Annotated in this window: 17 protein-coding genes; 8 read left to right on the plus strand and 9 right to left on the minus strand. The window is 54.9% G+C overall.

Annotated features, from left to right (window positions below; genetic code table 11):
- The coding region (locus H7U06_RS05610) for an aromatic amino acid lyase (protein ID WP_175625225.1) at window positions 1-338 on the plus strand (338 nt) is incomplete at its 5' end.
- 36 nt (window positions 339-374) lie between these two features.
- On the opposite strand, the gene H7U06_RS05615 is transcribed toward H7U06_RS05610, so the two are convergent.
- Window positions 375-797, minus strand: a complete 423-nt coding sequence (locus H7U06_RS05615; protein ID WP_124573400.1) for a DUF1841 family protein — start codon at window positions 795-797, stop codon at window positions 375-377.
- 163 nt (window positions 798-960) lie between these two features.
- Here H7U06_RS05615 and H7U06_RS05620 point away from each other — a divergent pair, with 163 nt between their 5' ends.
- Window positions 961-1,578, plus strand: coding sequence for a malonic semialdehyde reductase (locus H7U06_RS05620; RefSeq protein WP_254873141.1), 618 nt, complete (start codon window positions 961-963; stop codon window positions 1,576-1,578).
- 20 nt (window positions 1,579-1,598) lie between these two features.
- On the opposite strand, the gene nth is transcribed toward H7U06_RS05620, so the two are convergent.
- The 4 genes from nth to fdxA form a co-directional block, all read right to left on the minus strand.
- Entirely contained in the window at window positions 1,599-2,249 is a 651-nt protein-coding gene (gene nth / locus H7U06_RS05625) for an endonuclease III (RefSeq protein WP_175625226.1), read from the minus strand.
- Complete coding sequence (rsxB, locus tag H7U06_RS05630) at window positions 2,250-2,960, minus strand: electron transport complex subunit RsxB (RefSeq protein WP_175626043.1); 711 nt, start codon at window positions 2,958-2,960, stop codon at window positions 2,250-2,252. It abuts the gene before it with no gap.
- Between the two features lie 95 nt (window positions 2,961-3,055).
- Window positions 3,056-4,291, minus strand: coding sequence for a polyhydroxyalkanoate depolymerase (locus tag H7U06_RS05635; RefSeq protein ID WP_175625227.1), 1,236 nt, complete (start codon window positions 4,289-4,291; stop codon window positions 3,056-3,058).
- Between the two features lie 212 nt (window positions 4,292-4,503).
- On the minus strand, window positions 4,504-4,827 hold the full coding sequence (fdxA, locus tag H7U06_RS05640) for a ferredoxin FdxA (RefSeq protein ID WP_175625228.1): 324 nt from the start codon (window positions 4,825-4,827) through the stop codon (window positions 4,504-4,506).
- Between the two features lie 288 nt (window positions 4,828-5,115).
- On the opposite strand from fdxA, the gene H7U06_RS05645 reads away from it, so the two are divergent.
- From H7U06_RS05645 to H7U06_RS05655, 3 genes are read left to right on the plus strand one after another with little or no spacing between them, the layout of a single operon-like run.
- Window positions 5,116-6,522, plus strand: coding sequence for a sodium:proton antiporter (locus H7U06_RS05645; protein WP_175625229.1), 1,407 nt, complete (start codon window positions 5,116-5,118; stop codon window positions 6,520-6,522).
- Between the two features lie 10 nt (window positions 6,523-6,532).
- Entirely contained in the window at window positions 6,533-7,516 is a 984-nt protein-coding gene (locus H7U06_RS05650; protein ID WP_175625230.1) for a D-glycerate dehydrogenase, read from the plus strand.
- Window positions 7,517-7,520: 4 nt separating this feature from the next.
- Window positions 7,521-7,805 (plus strand): polyhydroxyalkanoic acid system family protein, encoded by a 285-nt coding sequence (locus H7U06_RS05655; RefSeq protein ID WP_175625231.1) that lies wholly within the window; start codon window positions 7,521-7,523, stop codon window positions 7,803-7,805.
- Between the two features lie 63 nt (window positions 7,806-7,868).
- Here H7U06_RS05655 and H7U06_RS05660 read toward each other — a convergent pair whose 3' ends face one another.
- Together H7U06_RS05660 and H7U06_RS05665 are read right to left on the minus strand one after the other, a co-directional pair.
- Window positions 7,869-8,123 carry an acyl-CoA-binding protein gene (locus H7U06_RS05660; RefSeq protein ID WP_175625232.1) on the minus strand — a complete coding sequence of 85 codons (255 nt, stop codon included), beginning with the start codon at window positions 8,121-8,123 and terminating at the stop codon, window positions 7,869-7,871.
- Window positions 8,124-8,182: 59 nt separating this feature from the next.
- On the minus strand, window positions 8,183-8,539 hold the full coding sequence (locus H7U06_RS05665; RefSeq protein WP_012078588.1) for an FKBP-type peptidyl-prolyl cis-trans isomerase: 357 nt from the start codon (window positions 8,537-8,539) through the stop codon (window positions 8,183-8,185).
- 187 nt (window positions 8,540-8,726) lie between these two features.
- Here H7U06_RS05665 and H7U06_RS05670 point away from each other — a divergent pair, with 187 nt between their 5' ends.
- Window positions 8,727-9,614 carry an EI24 domain-containing protein gene (locus H7U06_RS05670; RefSeq protein ID WP_254873143.1) on the plus strand — a complete coding sequence of 296 codons (888 nt, stop codon included), beginning with the start codon at window positions 8,727-8,729 and terminating at the stop codon, window positions 9,612-9,614.
- A 16-nt stretch (window positions 9,615-9,630) separates the two neighbouring features.
- Window positions 9,631-10,431, plus strand: a complete 801-nt coding sequence (locus H7U06_RS05675; RefSeq protein ID WP_175625233.1) for a molybdopterin-binding protein — start codon at window positions 9,631-9,633, stop codon at window positions 10,429-10,431.
- 16 nt (window positions 10,432-10,447) lie between these two features.
- Here the strand turns inward: H7U06_RS05675 and H7U06_RS05680 are convergent, their stop codons facing one another.
- Complete coding sequence (locus tag H7U06_RS05680) at window positions 10,448-11,533, minus strand: ABC transporter ATP-binding protein (RefSeq protein WP_175625234.1); 1,086 nt, start codon at window positions 11,531-11,533, stop codon at window positions 10,448-10,450.
- 110 nt (window positions 11,534-11,643) lie between these two features.
- Between H7U06_RS05680 and H7U06_RS05685 the strand changes: the two genes are divergently transcribed.
- Window positions 11,644-13,275 carry an ABC transporter permease gene (locus tag H7U06_RS05685; protein WP_370458605.1) on the plus strand — a complete coding sequence of 544 codons (1,632 nt, stop codon included), beginning with the start codon at window positions 11,644-11,646 and terminating at the stop codon, window positions 13,273-13,275.
- 99 nt (window positions 13,276-13,374) lie between these two features.
- On the opposite strand, the gene H7U06_RS05690 is transcribed toward H7U06_RS05685, so the two are convergent.
- Window positions 13,375-13,941: a phasin family protein gene (locus H7U06_RS05690; RefSeq protein WP_175625235.1), complete on the minus strand. Its 567-nt coding sequence runs from the start codon at window positions 13,939-13,941 to the stop codon at window positions 13,375-13,377.
- Window positions 13,942-13,944: the final 3 nt, after the last annotated feature.

Genomic DNA, 13,944 nt, shown 5'->3' on the forward strand with positions numbered 1-13,944 from the left:
GCGTTGACAGCATCCCGGCCAAAGGCAATAGCGAAGACCACGTCTCCAATTCGACCTGGTGCGCACGCAAGGCGGCAACGGTGGTCGCCAACACGCAATACATCATCGGTGTGGAAATGCTGCTGGCAGCACAAGCACTGACAATGACCGAAGACTTGTTACCGGGTGTGGTGCTGGGTCAGGGGACGCAGGCTGCCTATACTGAAATCCGCAAACAGATCCCAGCCTGCCTCGATGGTGATCGCTGGTTCCACAACGATATCGCGGTAGCGCAATCGTTTGTGGTCAGCGGTTCGGTGCGGAATGCGGTGATCAAGAAGATAGGCGAGTTCGTCTAAGCTGGTTTCGCCTGATGGTCGGAAGATGGAGTGCGTTTAGCGGCGCTTGATGCATTCTATGTAAGCCGCTCCGTCAGGCGGCAAACCACTGCGCTGCGAAGTCCAGATCATTTCTCCCAGGCATTCCATGATGTGATGGTGTGCTTCATGCTCGGAATCCAGGCGGCGCGCCAGTCCGGTATAGGCGGCGCGTATGCCGGGCGGCTGGTCGATCGAAATCTGTTCAGCGATCGATAAATGCATGGACAGGTGCAAGAACGGATTGGCCTGGCCAGATTCCACCGTGTAATCCTGTGCCAGCGCTGCTTCGACGTCTGTCAACGCATCCGCGTATTCCGGGTGCTGAATGATCCAGTCACGGGCGATAGCTTCCAGCGGAGTGAGGATTTCATTCGCACGTTGCTTGCGGAAAGTTTCGCAGAAAAAGCGACGTACGTCGTGTTGTGAAGGTGTAAACATGGATTCAGAAGCTGCTCAAGGTTGCATAAAAAGCTGCATAAAAGAGCCGGACATTAGGCACAGACCGACATTGTACGTGGCTTGGCGCTGAACTGCTGGCCTGGTTTCGGATACCATAGCGGCTATTGTCACCGATTTAGCCCCGATTGCAGTCCGTCAGGGCATGCCTTTTGAAACTTTGAAAATGAAAGTCGCCATGTTGAACCAGGAAGCGCTCGATACCCTCTTTACCAAAGCCCATACCAATACCGTCTGGACCGACAAACCGGTGACCAATGGTCAGTTGCGTGAGATCTACGAATTGATGAAGTGGGCGCCGACCTCGATGAATTCGCAACCGGCCCGTATCGCCTTCATCAAGTCGCCGGAAGCCAAAGCAAAACTGGCAGCCTGCGTCTCCGCTGGTAATGTGCAGAAAGTATTGACCGCACCTATCACCGCCATCATCGGCATGGATATGGCCTTTCCGCGCAAGATGCCGCAATTGTTCCCGCACATGGATGCGCAATCACTGTTCAATGCAGATGAAAAGCTGACTGCAGACACCGCCTTCCGTAACTCTTCATTGCAAGGTGCTTACTTCATCATGGCAGCACGCGCTATCGGCCTGGATTGCGGTCCGATGTCGGGCTTTGATGCAGCGAAAGTGAACGAGGCTTTCTTCGTCGGTACTAAAGTACAGGCCAATTTTATTTGCAGCATCGGCTATGGCGACCACGAAAAAATCAAACCGCGTTTGCCACGCCTGACCTTTGAAGCGGCTTGCGCGATCGTGCTGTAAGCAGGGATAAAGCCAGGGGCTTATACGCCCTTGGCAGGCAGCGGTGTCTTGGACTTGTATTCACACAAGTCCGAAATCACACAATTCCAGCATTTAGGCGTGCGCGCGATACAGGTGTAACGTCCGTGCAGGATGAGCCAGTGATGCGCATCTTGCTGGAATTCCGGTGCGACAAATTTCATCAGCTTTTGCTCGACAATGTCGACGTTCTTGCCCGGCGCCAGGCCGGTGCGATTCGAGACGCGGAAGATGTGTGTATCGACCGCGATGGTCGGTTCACCAAAAGCCGTATTCATCACCACGTTCGCAGTCTTGCGACCCACCCCCGGTAATGCCTCCAGTGCTTCGCGTGTGCGCGGCACTTCGCCGCCATGTTCGGCAATCAGGATGCGGCAGGTTTCAATGACGTTCTTCGCCTTGGTGCGATACAAGCCTATGGTCTGGATGTAAGGGATCAGGCCTTCGACGCCGAGCGCATAGATTTTTTTCGGTGTTCCTGCATGCGGATACAGTTTGCGCGTTGCCTTGTTGACGGAAACGTCGGTGGCTTGTGCCGACAGCAGCACGGCGATCAGTAACTGGAACGGGGTTTGGTATTCAAGTTCGGTAGTCGGGTGCGGATTGGCAGCGCGGAGTCGGGTAAATATCTCGCGTCGTTTTTCTGCGTTCATTTACTTGGCGTCCTTTTCCGCTTGTTCTTTTTTCAGGCGGGCGCGTTCTATCGCGGCCTGGATGATGGCTTTCTTGCGTGCCTGTTCGGCTTTTTCTTCTTCCGAGATCGGCGTTTCAGCTTGCACGGCCTGCAGTTTGGAGGCGGCCTTGGCGGCCAGCCGTGCGTCGTTTTCTTCTTTTTCGCGCTTCAGGCGCTGCGTGCGGAAATCGTGGCGTGCACGTGCGTCGTCAGCCTGCGCCTGTGACCATGCATCCCAACCCGTCCTGCCAGGGGTGACGTCGACCATTGCGATGCAATCGACCGGGCACGGTGCGACGCACAGGTCGCAGCCGGTACACAGGTCATTGACGATGGTGTGCATTTGTTTGGCAGCACCGACTATCGCATCCACCGGACACGCCTGTATGCACAGCGTGCAGCCTATGCACAGGCTTTCGTCGATGACGGCGACCGGGCGCGGGCGCTCATGGCCATTGACCGGATTGATGGGGATGACAGGCTTGCCGAGCAATTTCGCCATACGCGCCACGCCTTCTATACCACCAGGCGGGCATTGGTTGTAGTTGGCGCTACCGTCGGCTATCGCTTCCGCATACGGACGGCATGCGGGATAGCCACATTTCGTACATTGCGTTTGGGGCAGCAGATCTTCAAGCTGATCGGCGAGCGATTTTTGGCTAGGTGGAGACACAGCAGTCGTGTAAGGGATAAAACAAGATTATCGTCTTATCCGGGCGACTGCGCCAAATAGAAAAGGGCGGGAAGGGGTTTGCAGCCCGATTTTTTTGCCTCGGGCTGCGCTAATTAAGAATGCTTCGCAATAAAGTCGCTAATTTGCGGGCAAATGATCTCGCGCCATTTGCGACCCGAGAAAATACCGTAATGCCCACACTGCGGTGCGGTGAATTGCTGCTTGTTGGCTTTGGGGATAGACGAGCACAATTCCTGCGCCGCATGGGTCTGGCCCAGGCCGGAAATGTCATCGCGCTCACCTTCGATGGTGAACAGCGCAACAGTCTTGATATCTTGCGGCTTGACCAGCTTGCCTTCCACTTCCCAGGTACCTAGCGGCAAGCGATGTTCCTGGAACACGGTCTTGATGGTTTCGAGGTAGTACTCGGCAGGCATATCCAGCACCGCGTTGTACTCATCGTAAAACTTGCGATGTTCTTCCGCTGATTCGTTGTCGCCTTCGCGCAAGTGCATATAGAAGTCCCAGTGACTTTGTGCATGACGACCCGGATTCATCGCGATGAAGCCGGCGTGCTGCAGGAAGCCCGGATAGACCTTGCGGCCAAAGCCTGGATAGCTGGCAGGCACGCTGTGTATGACCTGGTTCTCAAACCACGAATATGGTTTCTCGGTAGCGAGGTTGTTGACTTGCGTCGGCGATTTGCGCGGGTCGATAGGGCCGCCCATCATGGTCATCGACTTGGGCAGGTGCGGATCACGTTCGCTCGCCATCAGTGAAATCGCAGCCAGTACCGGTACGGTAGGCTGGCACACTGAAATCACATGCAGGTTGGGTCCGAGTTGACGGATGAAATCCTGGATGTAATAGATGTAATCGTGCAGGTGGAACGGGCCTTCAGTCAGCGGCACCATGCGCGCATCGCGCCAGTCGGTGATGTAGACATCATGCTCGACCAGCAGGCTGCGTACGGTATCGCGCAGCAAGGTAGCGTGGTGGCCGGACAATGGTGCGACCAGTAATATGGTGGGTTGCTTGAGTGCGGCAAATGCCTTCGCGCTCAAATCCTTCTTGAAATGCAGCAGCGTGCAGAAGGATTTTTCTTCTGCCACTTCTTCAATAATCTTGACGTCCTTGCCCTTGACGCTGACCGAGCTGATACCGAAATGCGGCTTCTCGTAATCCTTGCCAAGGCGATACATCAATTCGTAACCAGCCGCGATAGGCTGGGCAAAAGGTGTATAGGCTAAAGGGGAAACGGGATCGCTAAACAGTTTGGACGATGCTTCCGCCCATTGGATCAGCGGATTGAGCAGGCTGCGGTTGAGCTCATGCAATTGATAAAGCATAGAGACTTCTTTCGTTGACAGTGGTCAATTGATTGTCGGGACAAAGCCATTATATTGCAATGCACCATTGATAACTATTCTACGTTAAACAACGTTTATCGGATGTAAAGCAGCATTATGTTGTTGCCAAGACAATAATTTTTGTTGCCAGGCCACACAAGAAAAAACGCCCTGTGGCGAACCAGAGGGCGTTTTTATCGGATAGCGGTAGCTTAGCGTTCCAGGTACTGCAGCTTGTCTGTTTTGTCTTTCCACTCTTCGGCTTCAGCCATAGGTGGTTTGGTTTTGGTGATCGATGGCCATGCGCGCGACAACTCGACGTTGAGCTGGATGAAGTGCTGCTGGTCAGCCGGCACATCTTCTTCTGCATAGATCGCGTTGACAGGGCATTCAGCTACGCATACTGCGCAATCGATACATTCATCCGGATCGATAGACAGGAAATTCGGGCCTTCGCGGAAGCAATCAACCGGACACACATCTACGCAGTCTGTGTAACGGCAAAGAATGCAGGAATCGGTTACTACGTGGGTCATACCAGTCCTAACTGTAAATATTTGAATTAAGCATCGGCTGCCTGGTCATGACAGCAGGTATTTAAGACCCGCCTTATTGCAGCCGCAAAGCGTTGTATTTTAAGGCAAATCGCTATTTCCCACAAACCACTCTTATACCGATTCCGAATAAGCAAATGCGTTGAGCGTCTTATGTCGCGGCACGGCGCGCGTTTTTTCCGGATCGCTGCGGCTGCAGCCTGGCCCGGGATTGCCGGGTGGACATGATTTTTCTGGGCTAAAATGGCATCCCCTCAATACGGAGTCCCCATGCGCGCAAATTTCCTCGTCGGCATGCTTGCCCTGAGCCCAGCCCTGTGCGGCGCGGCAGAGTTAAATGGTAATGGCCTGTCAGTTTTGTGGGGGATACCCTTTGCTGGACTACTGCTCTCCATCGCACTTTGTCCTTTGTTGACGCCTGCTTTCTGGCATCACCATTTCGGTAAACTGACGGCCGCCTGGTCACTGGCCTTTTTGTTGCCATGCGCTTATTTCTTTGGTGCGTCGACTGCGGTACATGGTGCAGTACATGCGTTTGTCGCTGAATTCTTTCCTTTCCTGATCCTGATTACTTCGCTGTTTGTGGTAGCGGGCGGGATATGCGTACGCGGTAATTTGCACGGTACGCCAGCGCTGAATACCGGCTTGCTGGCGATAGGCACTGTCCTCGCCAGCTTCATGGGTACCACCGGCGCGGCAATGCTCTTGATCCGCCCGCTGATACGCGCCAACGATAATCGCAAGCACGCAGCGCACATCGTGATTTTCTTTATTTTCCTGGTAGCGAATGCTGGCGGTGCGCTGACGCCGCTGGGCGATCCGCCACTGTTTCTCGGCTTCCTGAAAGGGGTCGATTTTTTCTGGACGGTTAAACATCTGTTCGCGCCCACCATCTTCCTGTGTGTAGCCTTGCTGATTATTTTTTACCTGCTGGATAGTCACTACTATCACAAGCGCGAAGAAGTGAAGCCGCCTGAACTGGACCCGACACCGGATTCAGCGATCCGTTTCGAGGGCAAGATCAATTTCGTTTTGCTGGGCATCATCGTCGTGATGGTATTGCTGAGTGGCTTCTGGAAGCCCGGTGTTTCCTATGTGCTGTTCGGTAATACGCTGGAACTGCAAAACCTGTTGCGCGACGGCGCATTGATCGCGGTGATTTTCCTGTCGCTGGCAGTGACGCCCAAGGGTGCGCGCAGTGGCAATGAATTTTCCTGGGGGCCGATACAGGAAGTCGGCAAGCTGTTTGCCGGTATCTTCATCACCATCATTCCGGTGATTGCGATGCTGCGTGCCGGCGAAGCGGGTGCTTTTTCCAGCATCGTGCGCGCCGTTACCGATGGCAGTGGCCAGCCTATCAATGCCATGTATTTTTGGGCGACCGGCATCCTGTCTTCTTTCCTCGATAATGCGCCAACCTATCTGGTTTTCTTCAACACTGCCGGTGGTGATGCGCAGATCCTGATGACGACTATGGCCGCCACGCTGGCTGCGATTTCTGCCGGTGCGGTGTTCATGGGTGCCAATAGTTATATCGGGAATGCACCGAATATGATGGTCAAGGCAATAGCCGAAGAACGCGGCATCAAGATGCCGTCCTTCTTTGGCTATATGGCCTGGTCGTGTGCGATTCTGATTCCCCTGTTTGTTTTAATGACGTTCATTTTTTTCACCTGAGGAGAGATATATGAAGGCGAAAGTACTCGTCGCGCGCGCAACGTTTCCCGACGTGATTGAACGCTTGCAGCAGAAGTTTGAAGTTGAATCGAATCAGGAAGACAAGATTTTTTCTCCTGCCGAGTTGCTGCAAAAAATGCAGGGCAAGGATGCTGTGGTGATCACCGCCAGCGAAAAAATGACGGCAGAAGTGATTGCCGCCAATCCGCAATTGAAAGCCATCTGTAACGTCGCCGTCGGTTATAACAATATCGATGTGGCAGCAGCAACCGCCGCCGGTGTGATGGTAACGAATACACCGGATGTACTGAACGAAACCACCGCTGATTATGCGTGGACGCTGTTGATGTCGAATGCGCGCCGTGTTTGCGAATCCGAGCATTGGCTGCGTGCTGGTCACTGGAAGCACTGGCGTTTCGACAGCTTCCTCGGTGCGGATATCCACGGCGCGACGCTGGGTATTCTTGGCATGGGTCGCATCGGGCAGGCGATCGCACGTCGATCGATGGGCTTTGATATGAACGTGATTTATCACAACCGCTCGCGCGCGACGCCAGAGCAGGAAGCCTATGCTAACAACGCACGTTATGTCAGCAAGGAAGAATTGCTGCGCGGTGCTGATCACCTGATCCTGGTCTTGCCATACTCGCCGCAAACGCATCACATCATAGGCGCGGCCGAATTGGCGCTGATGAAGCCGACCGCAACGCTGGTGAATATTGCACGTGGCGGCATCGTCGATGATGTAGCGCTGATCGCTGCCTTGCGTGAGAACCGCATCGCATCGGCGGGGCTGGATGTGTTTGAAAACGAGCCAGCCTTGCACCCTGATTTCCTGACCTTGTCGAATGTGGTGCTGACACCGCACATAGGCAGCGGCTCGGAAAAAACCCGCCGGGCGATGGCGGATTGCGCTTCGGCCAATCTGGCAGCAGCCATGAGCGGCCAGCAACCACCGAATTTACTCAACCCGGAAGTGAAAGCGAAGAAGTAAGCACATGGCAGATATCAGTATCACGCAGGAGCATCAGCTCCCGCTGCAACAGGCAAAAGACGCGGCCCAGAAAGTCGCGGACAGGATGGCGGCAGAATTCGATATGACCACGCAATGGGAGGGCGACACCCTGTCGTTCAAGCGCAGTGGTGTGGCCGGTACGCTGGCCTTGCGCGAGAAAGAAGCGCAAATCGATATCACGCTGGATTTCTTGTTCAAGGCTTTTGCCGGCCCGCTGCAGGAAAAAGTGGCGCGCAATATGAAGAAGTATTTTGCCGAAGCTGCCTGAGTATTTACTTGGTTCCAAATAAAAAAGCCCCGTCGTGACGGGGCTTTTTGTTGTGGTGGCAGATCAGCCTTTCAGATCATTTACCAGGTCTATGTACTGCTGCTTGGCATCGTCTTGCGACGTGCCTTGCAGATTGTTCCACGCATCCCATTTGGCACGAGCCACGAAGTCTGTCATCGCTGGCTGTTCGCCAGTTGCATCGCCACTGCTGGCCTGTTTGAACAAACCGTAGATTTTCAGCAGCGTCAGGTTGTCCGGACGCTCCGGCAAAGTCTTGGAGTCGGCTAATGCTTGCTCGAATTGCTCTTGCAGGCTCATATCTGTTCCTTTAAGAAAGTTGACAGGTGTATCCGTGGTGGAGCGTAGCGGAACGAGTCTTAAACGCCCAGCAATTCCACTTCAAAAATCAGGGTAGCGTGCGGAGGAATTACACCACCAGCACCGCGTGCGCCGTAGCCGAGCGACGATGGGATGATCAGGGTACGGGTACCGCCGATTTTCATGCCTTGTACGCCTTCGTCCCAGCCTTTGATCACATGACCAGCGCCGAGTGGGAATTGGAACGGATCGCCACGATCCTTGCTCGAATCGAATTTGGCGCCTGCGCTGCCGTCGTCGTTTTGCAGCCAGCCGGTGTAATGTACGGTCACGTGCGCGCCTGCAGTTGCTTCAGCGCCGTCGCCTACTACTTTGTCTTCGTATTGCAGGCCGGAGGAGGTCGAGGTGGTAGCCATGTGGTTCCTTTAAAAATGTAGTCAGAAAGTGGAGCAGATTGTAGCAGGTGGATTTGGTTTTAACAGTAGCTGGCCCGGCGCAGGCGCGCCGCAGGCCGACACGGTAAAATGGCTGACCCGTACGGTGTGGGCTTTTCCTGCCGCGGCAGGTCGGTACGGAATAGATTTTTCTAAGGATATTTTCATCATGCGCCCGGTATTCACTTCTTTCGGACGAGCACTTTTATCGCAATTGCATTTCAGGATGCTGATGCTGAGCGTGATTCCGTTCGTGCTGTCGATTATCGTCTGGGGTATAGGTTTGTGGCTGTACCTGCAAACCATGATTGACTGGCTGCAAAATTACTTTGTGGAAAATGACGGCTTCCGCGTCACCAACGAGTTACTGATGTGGCTGGGCATGGGAGCGCTCAAGACAGTGGTGGTGCCGCTGATTGCGATGTGGATTTTGTTGCCGCTGATGATACTGACGGCGCTGATCTTTGTCGGTGTGATGGCGATGCCGGCCATCGTTAAGCATGTAGGCAGTCGGCGTTACAAGGACCTGGAAGCACGCAAGGGCGGTACCTTCTTCGGCAGCCTGTGGATGTCGACTTCATCCTTCACCGTCTTCCTCGTGCTGTGGCTGATCACTTTGCCGCTTTCGCTGATACCGCCGCTGACCTTTGTGATCCAGCCGTTGCTGTGGGGCTGGCTGACGTATCGCGTAATGGCTTACGACGCACTGGCCGATCATGCTGATCCGGCAGAACGCAAAATCATCCTGCGCATACACCGCTGGCAATTGCTGGTGATAGGCGCGATCACTGGCGCGATGGGTGCTGCGCCCACTTTGCTGTGGCTGGGTGGCGCTTTGTCGGTGATCTTTTTCCCGGTGTTGGCAGCGGGTGCGATCTGGCTGTATGTGCTGGTCTTTATCTTCAGTGGCTTGTGGTTCCAGCATTACTGCATGGATGCACTGACCCAGTATCGCGCCGAACAGGCTGCGGCGGAGCAAGCGAAGGCAGCGACAGTAAGCGTGATCGCCTTGCCCGCATCTGAAAACACCGACCCTACAAATACACCTCATCCCTGACGCAAGAAGGAAGAACATGGCATTCGGACTCATCATCATCGGCGACGAAATCCTCTCCGGCAAACGCAGTGACAAGCATTTCCCCAAAGTGGTGGAGTTGCTGGCAGCACGTGGCCTGTCCTTGTCCTGGGCGGAAGTGGTGGGTGATGACCGCGCGCGTATTACCGCGACCCTGAAGCGTACCTTTGCCAGCGACGATATTGTTTTCAGTTGTGGCGGCATAGGTGCGACGCCGGATGACCATACACGCCAGTGCGCGGCCGCCGCGCTAGGTGTGCCTGTCGAATTACATCCGGAAGCCAAACAAAAAATCCAGGAACGCATGCTGGAGATGGCGCAGGAAGCGAACGTGCCGTTTGATCTGAATAAACCGGAAAACCTGCATCGCCTGAAGATGGGCGAGTTCCCGCAAGGTGCCGAGATCGTGCCTAACCCGTATAACAAAATCCCGGGTTTCTCTATCCAGCACGGCAAGGGCGGTGCGCATTACTTCATGCCGGGTTTCCCGGTAATGGCATGGCCGATGATAGAGTGGATACTGGATACCCACTATCCGCATCTGTTCCACCAGTTCGCACACTTCGAAAAATCGGTATTGGTCTATCAGGCGATGGAGTCTGCACTGACGCCATTGATGGAAGAGATAGAGAGCGAATTCCCACAGGTGAAAGTATTCAGCCTGCCTAGCGTCGGTGATGCGAATACGCGCCGACACATAGAGCTGGGCGTGAAAGGTGATGCAGAGCAGGGCGCGCTGGCCTTTGACAAACTGCTGGCAGAGCTGAAACAGCGCAAGCTGGAATTACAGCACGTCTAATCAAGCGCGGGCGAGCCTAGTCTTGCCGCGGGAAGGTCACAACGTGGTCGGCTTCGACGCGTATGCCTATGTGTTCACCCAATGCATGGTCATGATGTGACGGCACCAGCGCCAGTAATTGCTGGCCGCTAGGCAGGCGCAAGGTGTAGAGGAATTCTGCGCCGCGGAAAGCCTTGCGTATCACTTCGGCCTTGAGCGGACTGCTGTCATCGTGTATCACATCATCAGCGCGTAGCAAGACATCCACTTCTCCCTGTTCGTCGACCTCACAAACCGGCAAGCCCTGGCATAGCGGCAAGGTTCCGAGTTCTATTGCAACATCCAGCTGATTCACGGTGCCGGGTACGAATACGCCTTGTCCGATAAAATCAGCGACGAAGCGGCTGGCCGGTCTGTGGTAGAGGTTATAAGCCTGGTCCCATTGCACGATGACGCCGTCTTGCATCACACCGATCTGGTCGGCGATGGCAAATGCTTCATGCTGATCATGCGTCACCAGTACCGCAGTGGTACCGACTTCTTTCAGGATGTCGCGTACTTCGCTGGCGAGTCGTTCGCGCAAGTCCACATCGAGGTTGGAGAAGGGTTCATCCAGCAGCAAGAGATCAGGTTGCGGTGCGAGTGCGCGTGCCAGCGCCACGCGTTGTTGCTGGCCACCGGATAGCTCATGCGGGAATTTTTTGTCCTGCACCTGCAAGCCTACCAGTTTCAGTAATTTCTTAATCCGCACATTGCGTTCGCTGGTCGCCAGTTTGCGCAAGCCGAAGCCTATGTTGTCGCTCACCGACAGATGGGGGAACAGTGCGTAGTCCTGGAATACCACGCCGACATGACGCGCTTCCGGCACGGTGGTGTGCTGTGCGTTGCTGAGTTCCTTGCCGCCCAGTGCGATGCGGCCTGCAATCAGTGATTCAAATCCCGCAATCGCGCGCAGCACCGTCGTTTTGCCACAACCCGATTGGCCAAGCAGGCAGCCGATCTCACCACGTTGCAAGGCGAAGGACAAGCTGTGCACGATCTCATGCATCTGGGCACCGAGCTGGTAGCCCACGCGGATAGACTCAACTTGCAAATGCGCTGACGGAATAGGAATGGCTGACATGAGACGCAGGGTTCCGGAAATAATTGGCTGGGTGAAATGGGCTATTGATTATAATTCTCGTTTCGCTCATCGCGGCGTATTCATGCGTTTTTATATATAGGGCTATTTGCGTGCTTAAAGGACAAAGCGGATCACTGCATCCCTTGCTGCTGGTTACGCTTGTGATTGCGGTGCTGGTCGGCATGCCGGTCGCCGGTGTGCTGTCGAATCTGCTGTCCGGCGGCGCGGGCGCGGAGCTCAGTACCTTTGCGCATCTGTGGTCGACGGTATTGCCGGAGTACGTAGGCAATAGTGTGTTACTGGCCCTGATCGTGACGGTGCTGACTGCCGTGCTGGGTATAGGCTGTGCCTGGCTGGTCGCTGTCTTCAAATTCCCCGGTAAAAAATTCTTTGAGTGGGCGCTAATCCTGCCACTGGCGATGCCCGCTTATGTGGTCGCGTATGCGTACACCGATTTCCTGCAGTTCACTGGTCCCGTGCAAAGCGGCTTGCGAGCCTTGTTTGGCTGGCAGGGGCCGACTTACTGGTTCCCGCAGATACGCTCGGTCGGCGGTGCCGGTTTGCTGTTCGCCTTTGTCCTGTATCCGTATGTCTATCTGTTGGCACGCAATGCTTTCATAGAACGCAGTCCGCGCATGTGGGATGCGGCACGCACGCTGGGTGCGAGTCCGTGGCAAGCCTTCTTCCAGGTGAGCTTGCCTTTGGCGCGACCTGCTGCGGTGGCCGGGATTGCGCTGGCGCTGATGGAAACGCTGGCTGATTACGGTGCGGTCGCTTACTTCGGTGTGCCGACCCTGACGACTGGCATATACAAATCCTGGTACATCTTTTCTGATCGCAATGCGGCGGCGCAAATCGCGGGCGTGCTGTTGCTGGCAGTGATGGCATTGATGCTGATGGAGCAAAAGAGTCGCGGTCGCGCACGTTACTATGCGGTAGGTGCGCGTAGCGCGGCGCAAAGATTGACGACGCTGCAAGGTCGGCAGGGCTGGGCCGCGACGGCATTCTGCGCCTTGCCTGTGGTGCTGGGTTTCTTTGCGCCGCTGGCCATCCTGTTGCATCTGTTGTGGCAGGAAGAAGTCATCAGCTTTAGCGCACGCTATATCGGCTGGTTAAAAAACACCGTTGTCCTCGGCGGCATCACCGCCTTGCTCGCCGTCGCGATTTGCGTTTTGCTCGCATATGCAGCGCGCGTATCCAACAGCAAGGTACAAGCGCTCTGCAATCGTATCGTCAGCATGGGTTATGCAATTCCGGGTGCGGTGATCGCAGTCGGTATCCTGATTCCCTTGTCCTATCTCGATAACTGGAATGCACAACACGGCGTGACACTGGTTCTCAGTGGCAGCGTAATTGCATTGGTGTATGCCTACCTGGTGCGCTTCCTCGCGGTTTCTTTCCAGACCGTACAAGCGGGTTTGCTGAAGATCACACCAGCGATGGATGCGAGTGCGCGCAGCCTGGGCGAAGGACTGGGCGCGATGCTGATGCGCATCCATGTGCCTTTGCTGTGGCGCAGTGTGTTGACGGCTGGTTTGCTGGTCTTTGTCGATGTGGTGAAAGAATTACCTGCGACGCTGACGATACGCCCGTTCAATTTCGATACGCTGGCCGTGATTACCCATCAGCTGGCATCCGATGAGCGCTTGGGTGAAGCAGCGCTACCTGCTTTGACTATCGTGATGATCGCTATCGTGCCGGTCATCATCCTGGCGCGTGCGATTGCTGTCGGCAGGCGTTGATTCGCACAAAAAGCAGGATAAAAAAATGCCCCGCAGAAGGGGGCATAAACATGGCGCTGCAGTGTGAGTCTGCGGCCAGTGAGGAGACTCGGTGACGTATTACGATTTGCGTGAGCGTGTAGTGGTTTTTTCTGCTGCGCTGACAAACTGATTTGCCGCAGCATTCAAATTGCCTTCCAATGCTTCTACCGCTTGCTTGGTGGTTTTCGACAGTTGTTCGTAACCGGCGTTGGCATTGCCGATTGCCGACTTCAGGATAGAGATAGCGTTTTCCGAACCAGCTGGAGCGTTCTTGCTCAGCTCGTCGATCAGCGACAAGACCTTGCGATTGGTTTCAGCGATTTGTGTTTCTGCTGCCTTGGTAAATTCAGCCTGGGTGCTGGTCGCGATGCTGGCCAGGTGACGACCATATGCCAGTGCTTTTTCAGCATTCGGCTGTGCGTGCGAAGCGCTCAGCGAAAAGAATTCTTGTGGGTCTTTGGCGGTAGCCAGTTTTTGCGCAGTCGCGCTGGATTCCTGCAAAGAGGTTTTTGCCGCGTTCAGGTTAAGGTCGACGATTTTCTGTACGCTGTCGAAAGTGGTGCTGGCCAGCGAGTTCAGGATCGCGAGCTGTGCTTCAAACTGATGTTTGGTGGCCGCCGAAAATTGCTCAGGGATAGTAAACATGGG

It is taken from the genome of Herminiimonas sp. Marseille-P9896 (assembly GCF_903993245.1).
In the GTDB taxonomy this organism is placed as follows: domain Bacteria; phylum Pseudomonadota; class Gammaproteobacteria; order Burkholderiales; family Burkholderiaceae_D; genus Oxalicibacterium; species Oxalicibacterium contaminans.

Excerpts from the sequence above, each read along its gene's own strand:
- H7U06_RS05620 (WP_254873141.1), top strand. The coding sequence starts at position 961 with ATGCCTTTTGAAACTTTGAAAATGAAAGTCGCCATGTTGAACCAGGAA.
- H7U06_RS05690 (WP_175625235.1), bottom strand. The coding sequence starts at position 13,941 with ATGTTTACTATCCCTGAGCAATTTTCGGCGGCCACCAAACATCAGTTT.
- H7U06_RS05615 (WP_124573400.1), bottom strand. The coding sequence starts at position 797 with ATGTTTACACCTTCACAACACGACGTACGTCGCTTTTTCTGCGAAACT.
- fdxA (WP_175625228.1), bottom strand. The coding sequence starts at position 4,827 with ATGACCCACGTAGTAACCGATTCCTGCATTCTTTGCCGTTACACAGAC.
- H7U06_RS05655 (WP_175625231.1), top strand. The coding sequence starts at position 7,521 with ATGGCAGATATCAGTATCACGCAGGAGCATCAGCTCCCGCTGCAACAG.
- H7U06_RS05650 (WP_175625230.1), top strand. The coding sequence starts at position 6,533 with ATGAAGGCGAAAGTACTCGTCGCGCGCGCAACGTTTCCCGACGTGATT.
- nth (WP_175625226.1), bottom strand. The coding sequence starts at position 2,249 with ATGAACGCAGAAAAACGACGCGAGATATTTACCCGACTCCGCGCTGCC.
- H7U06_RS05635 (WP_175625227.1), bottom strand. The coding sequence starts at position 4,291 with ATGCTTTATCAATTGCATGAGCTCAACCGCAGCCTGCTCAATCCGCTG.
- H7U06_RS05670 (WP_254873143.1), top strand. The coding sequence starts at position 8,727 with ATGCGCCCGGTATTCACTTCTTTCGGACGAGCACTTTTATCGCAATTG.
- H7U06_RS05645 (WP_175625229.1), top strand. The coding sequence starts at position 5,116 with ATGCGCGCAAATTTCCTCGTCGGCATGCTTGCCCTGAGCCCAGCCCTG.
- H7U06_RS05675 (WP_175625233.1), top strand. The coding sequence starts at position 9,631 with ATGGCATTCGGACTCATCATCATCGGCGACGAAATCCTCTCCGGCAAA.
- H7U06_RS05680 (WP_175625234.1), bottom strand. The coding sequence starts at position 11,533 with ATGTCAGCCATTCCTATTCCGTCAGCGCATTTGCAAGTTGAGTCTATC.
- H7U06_RS05665 (WP_012078588.1), bottom strand. The coding sequence starts at position 8,539 with ATGGCTACCACCTCGACCTCCTCCGGCCTGCAATACGAAGACAAAGTA.
- H7U06_RS05660 (WP_175625232.1), bottom strand. The coding sequence starts at position 8,123 with ATGAGCCTGCAAGAGCAATTCGAGCAAGCATTAGCCGACTCCAAGACT.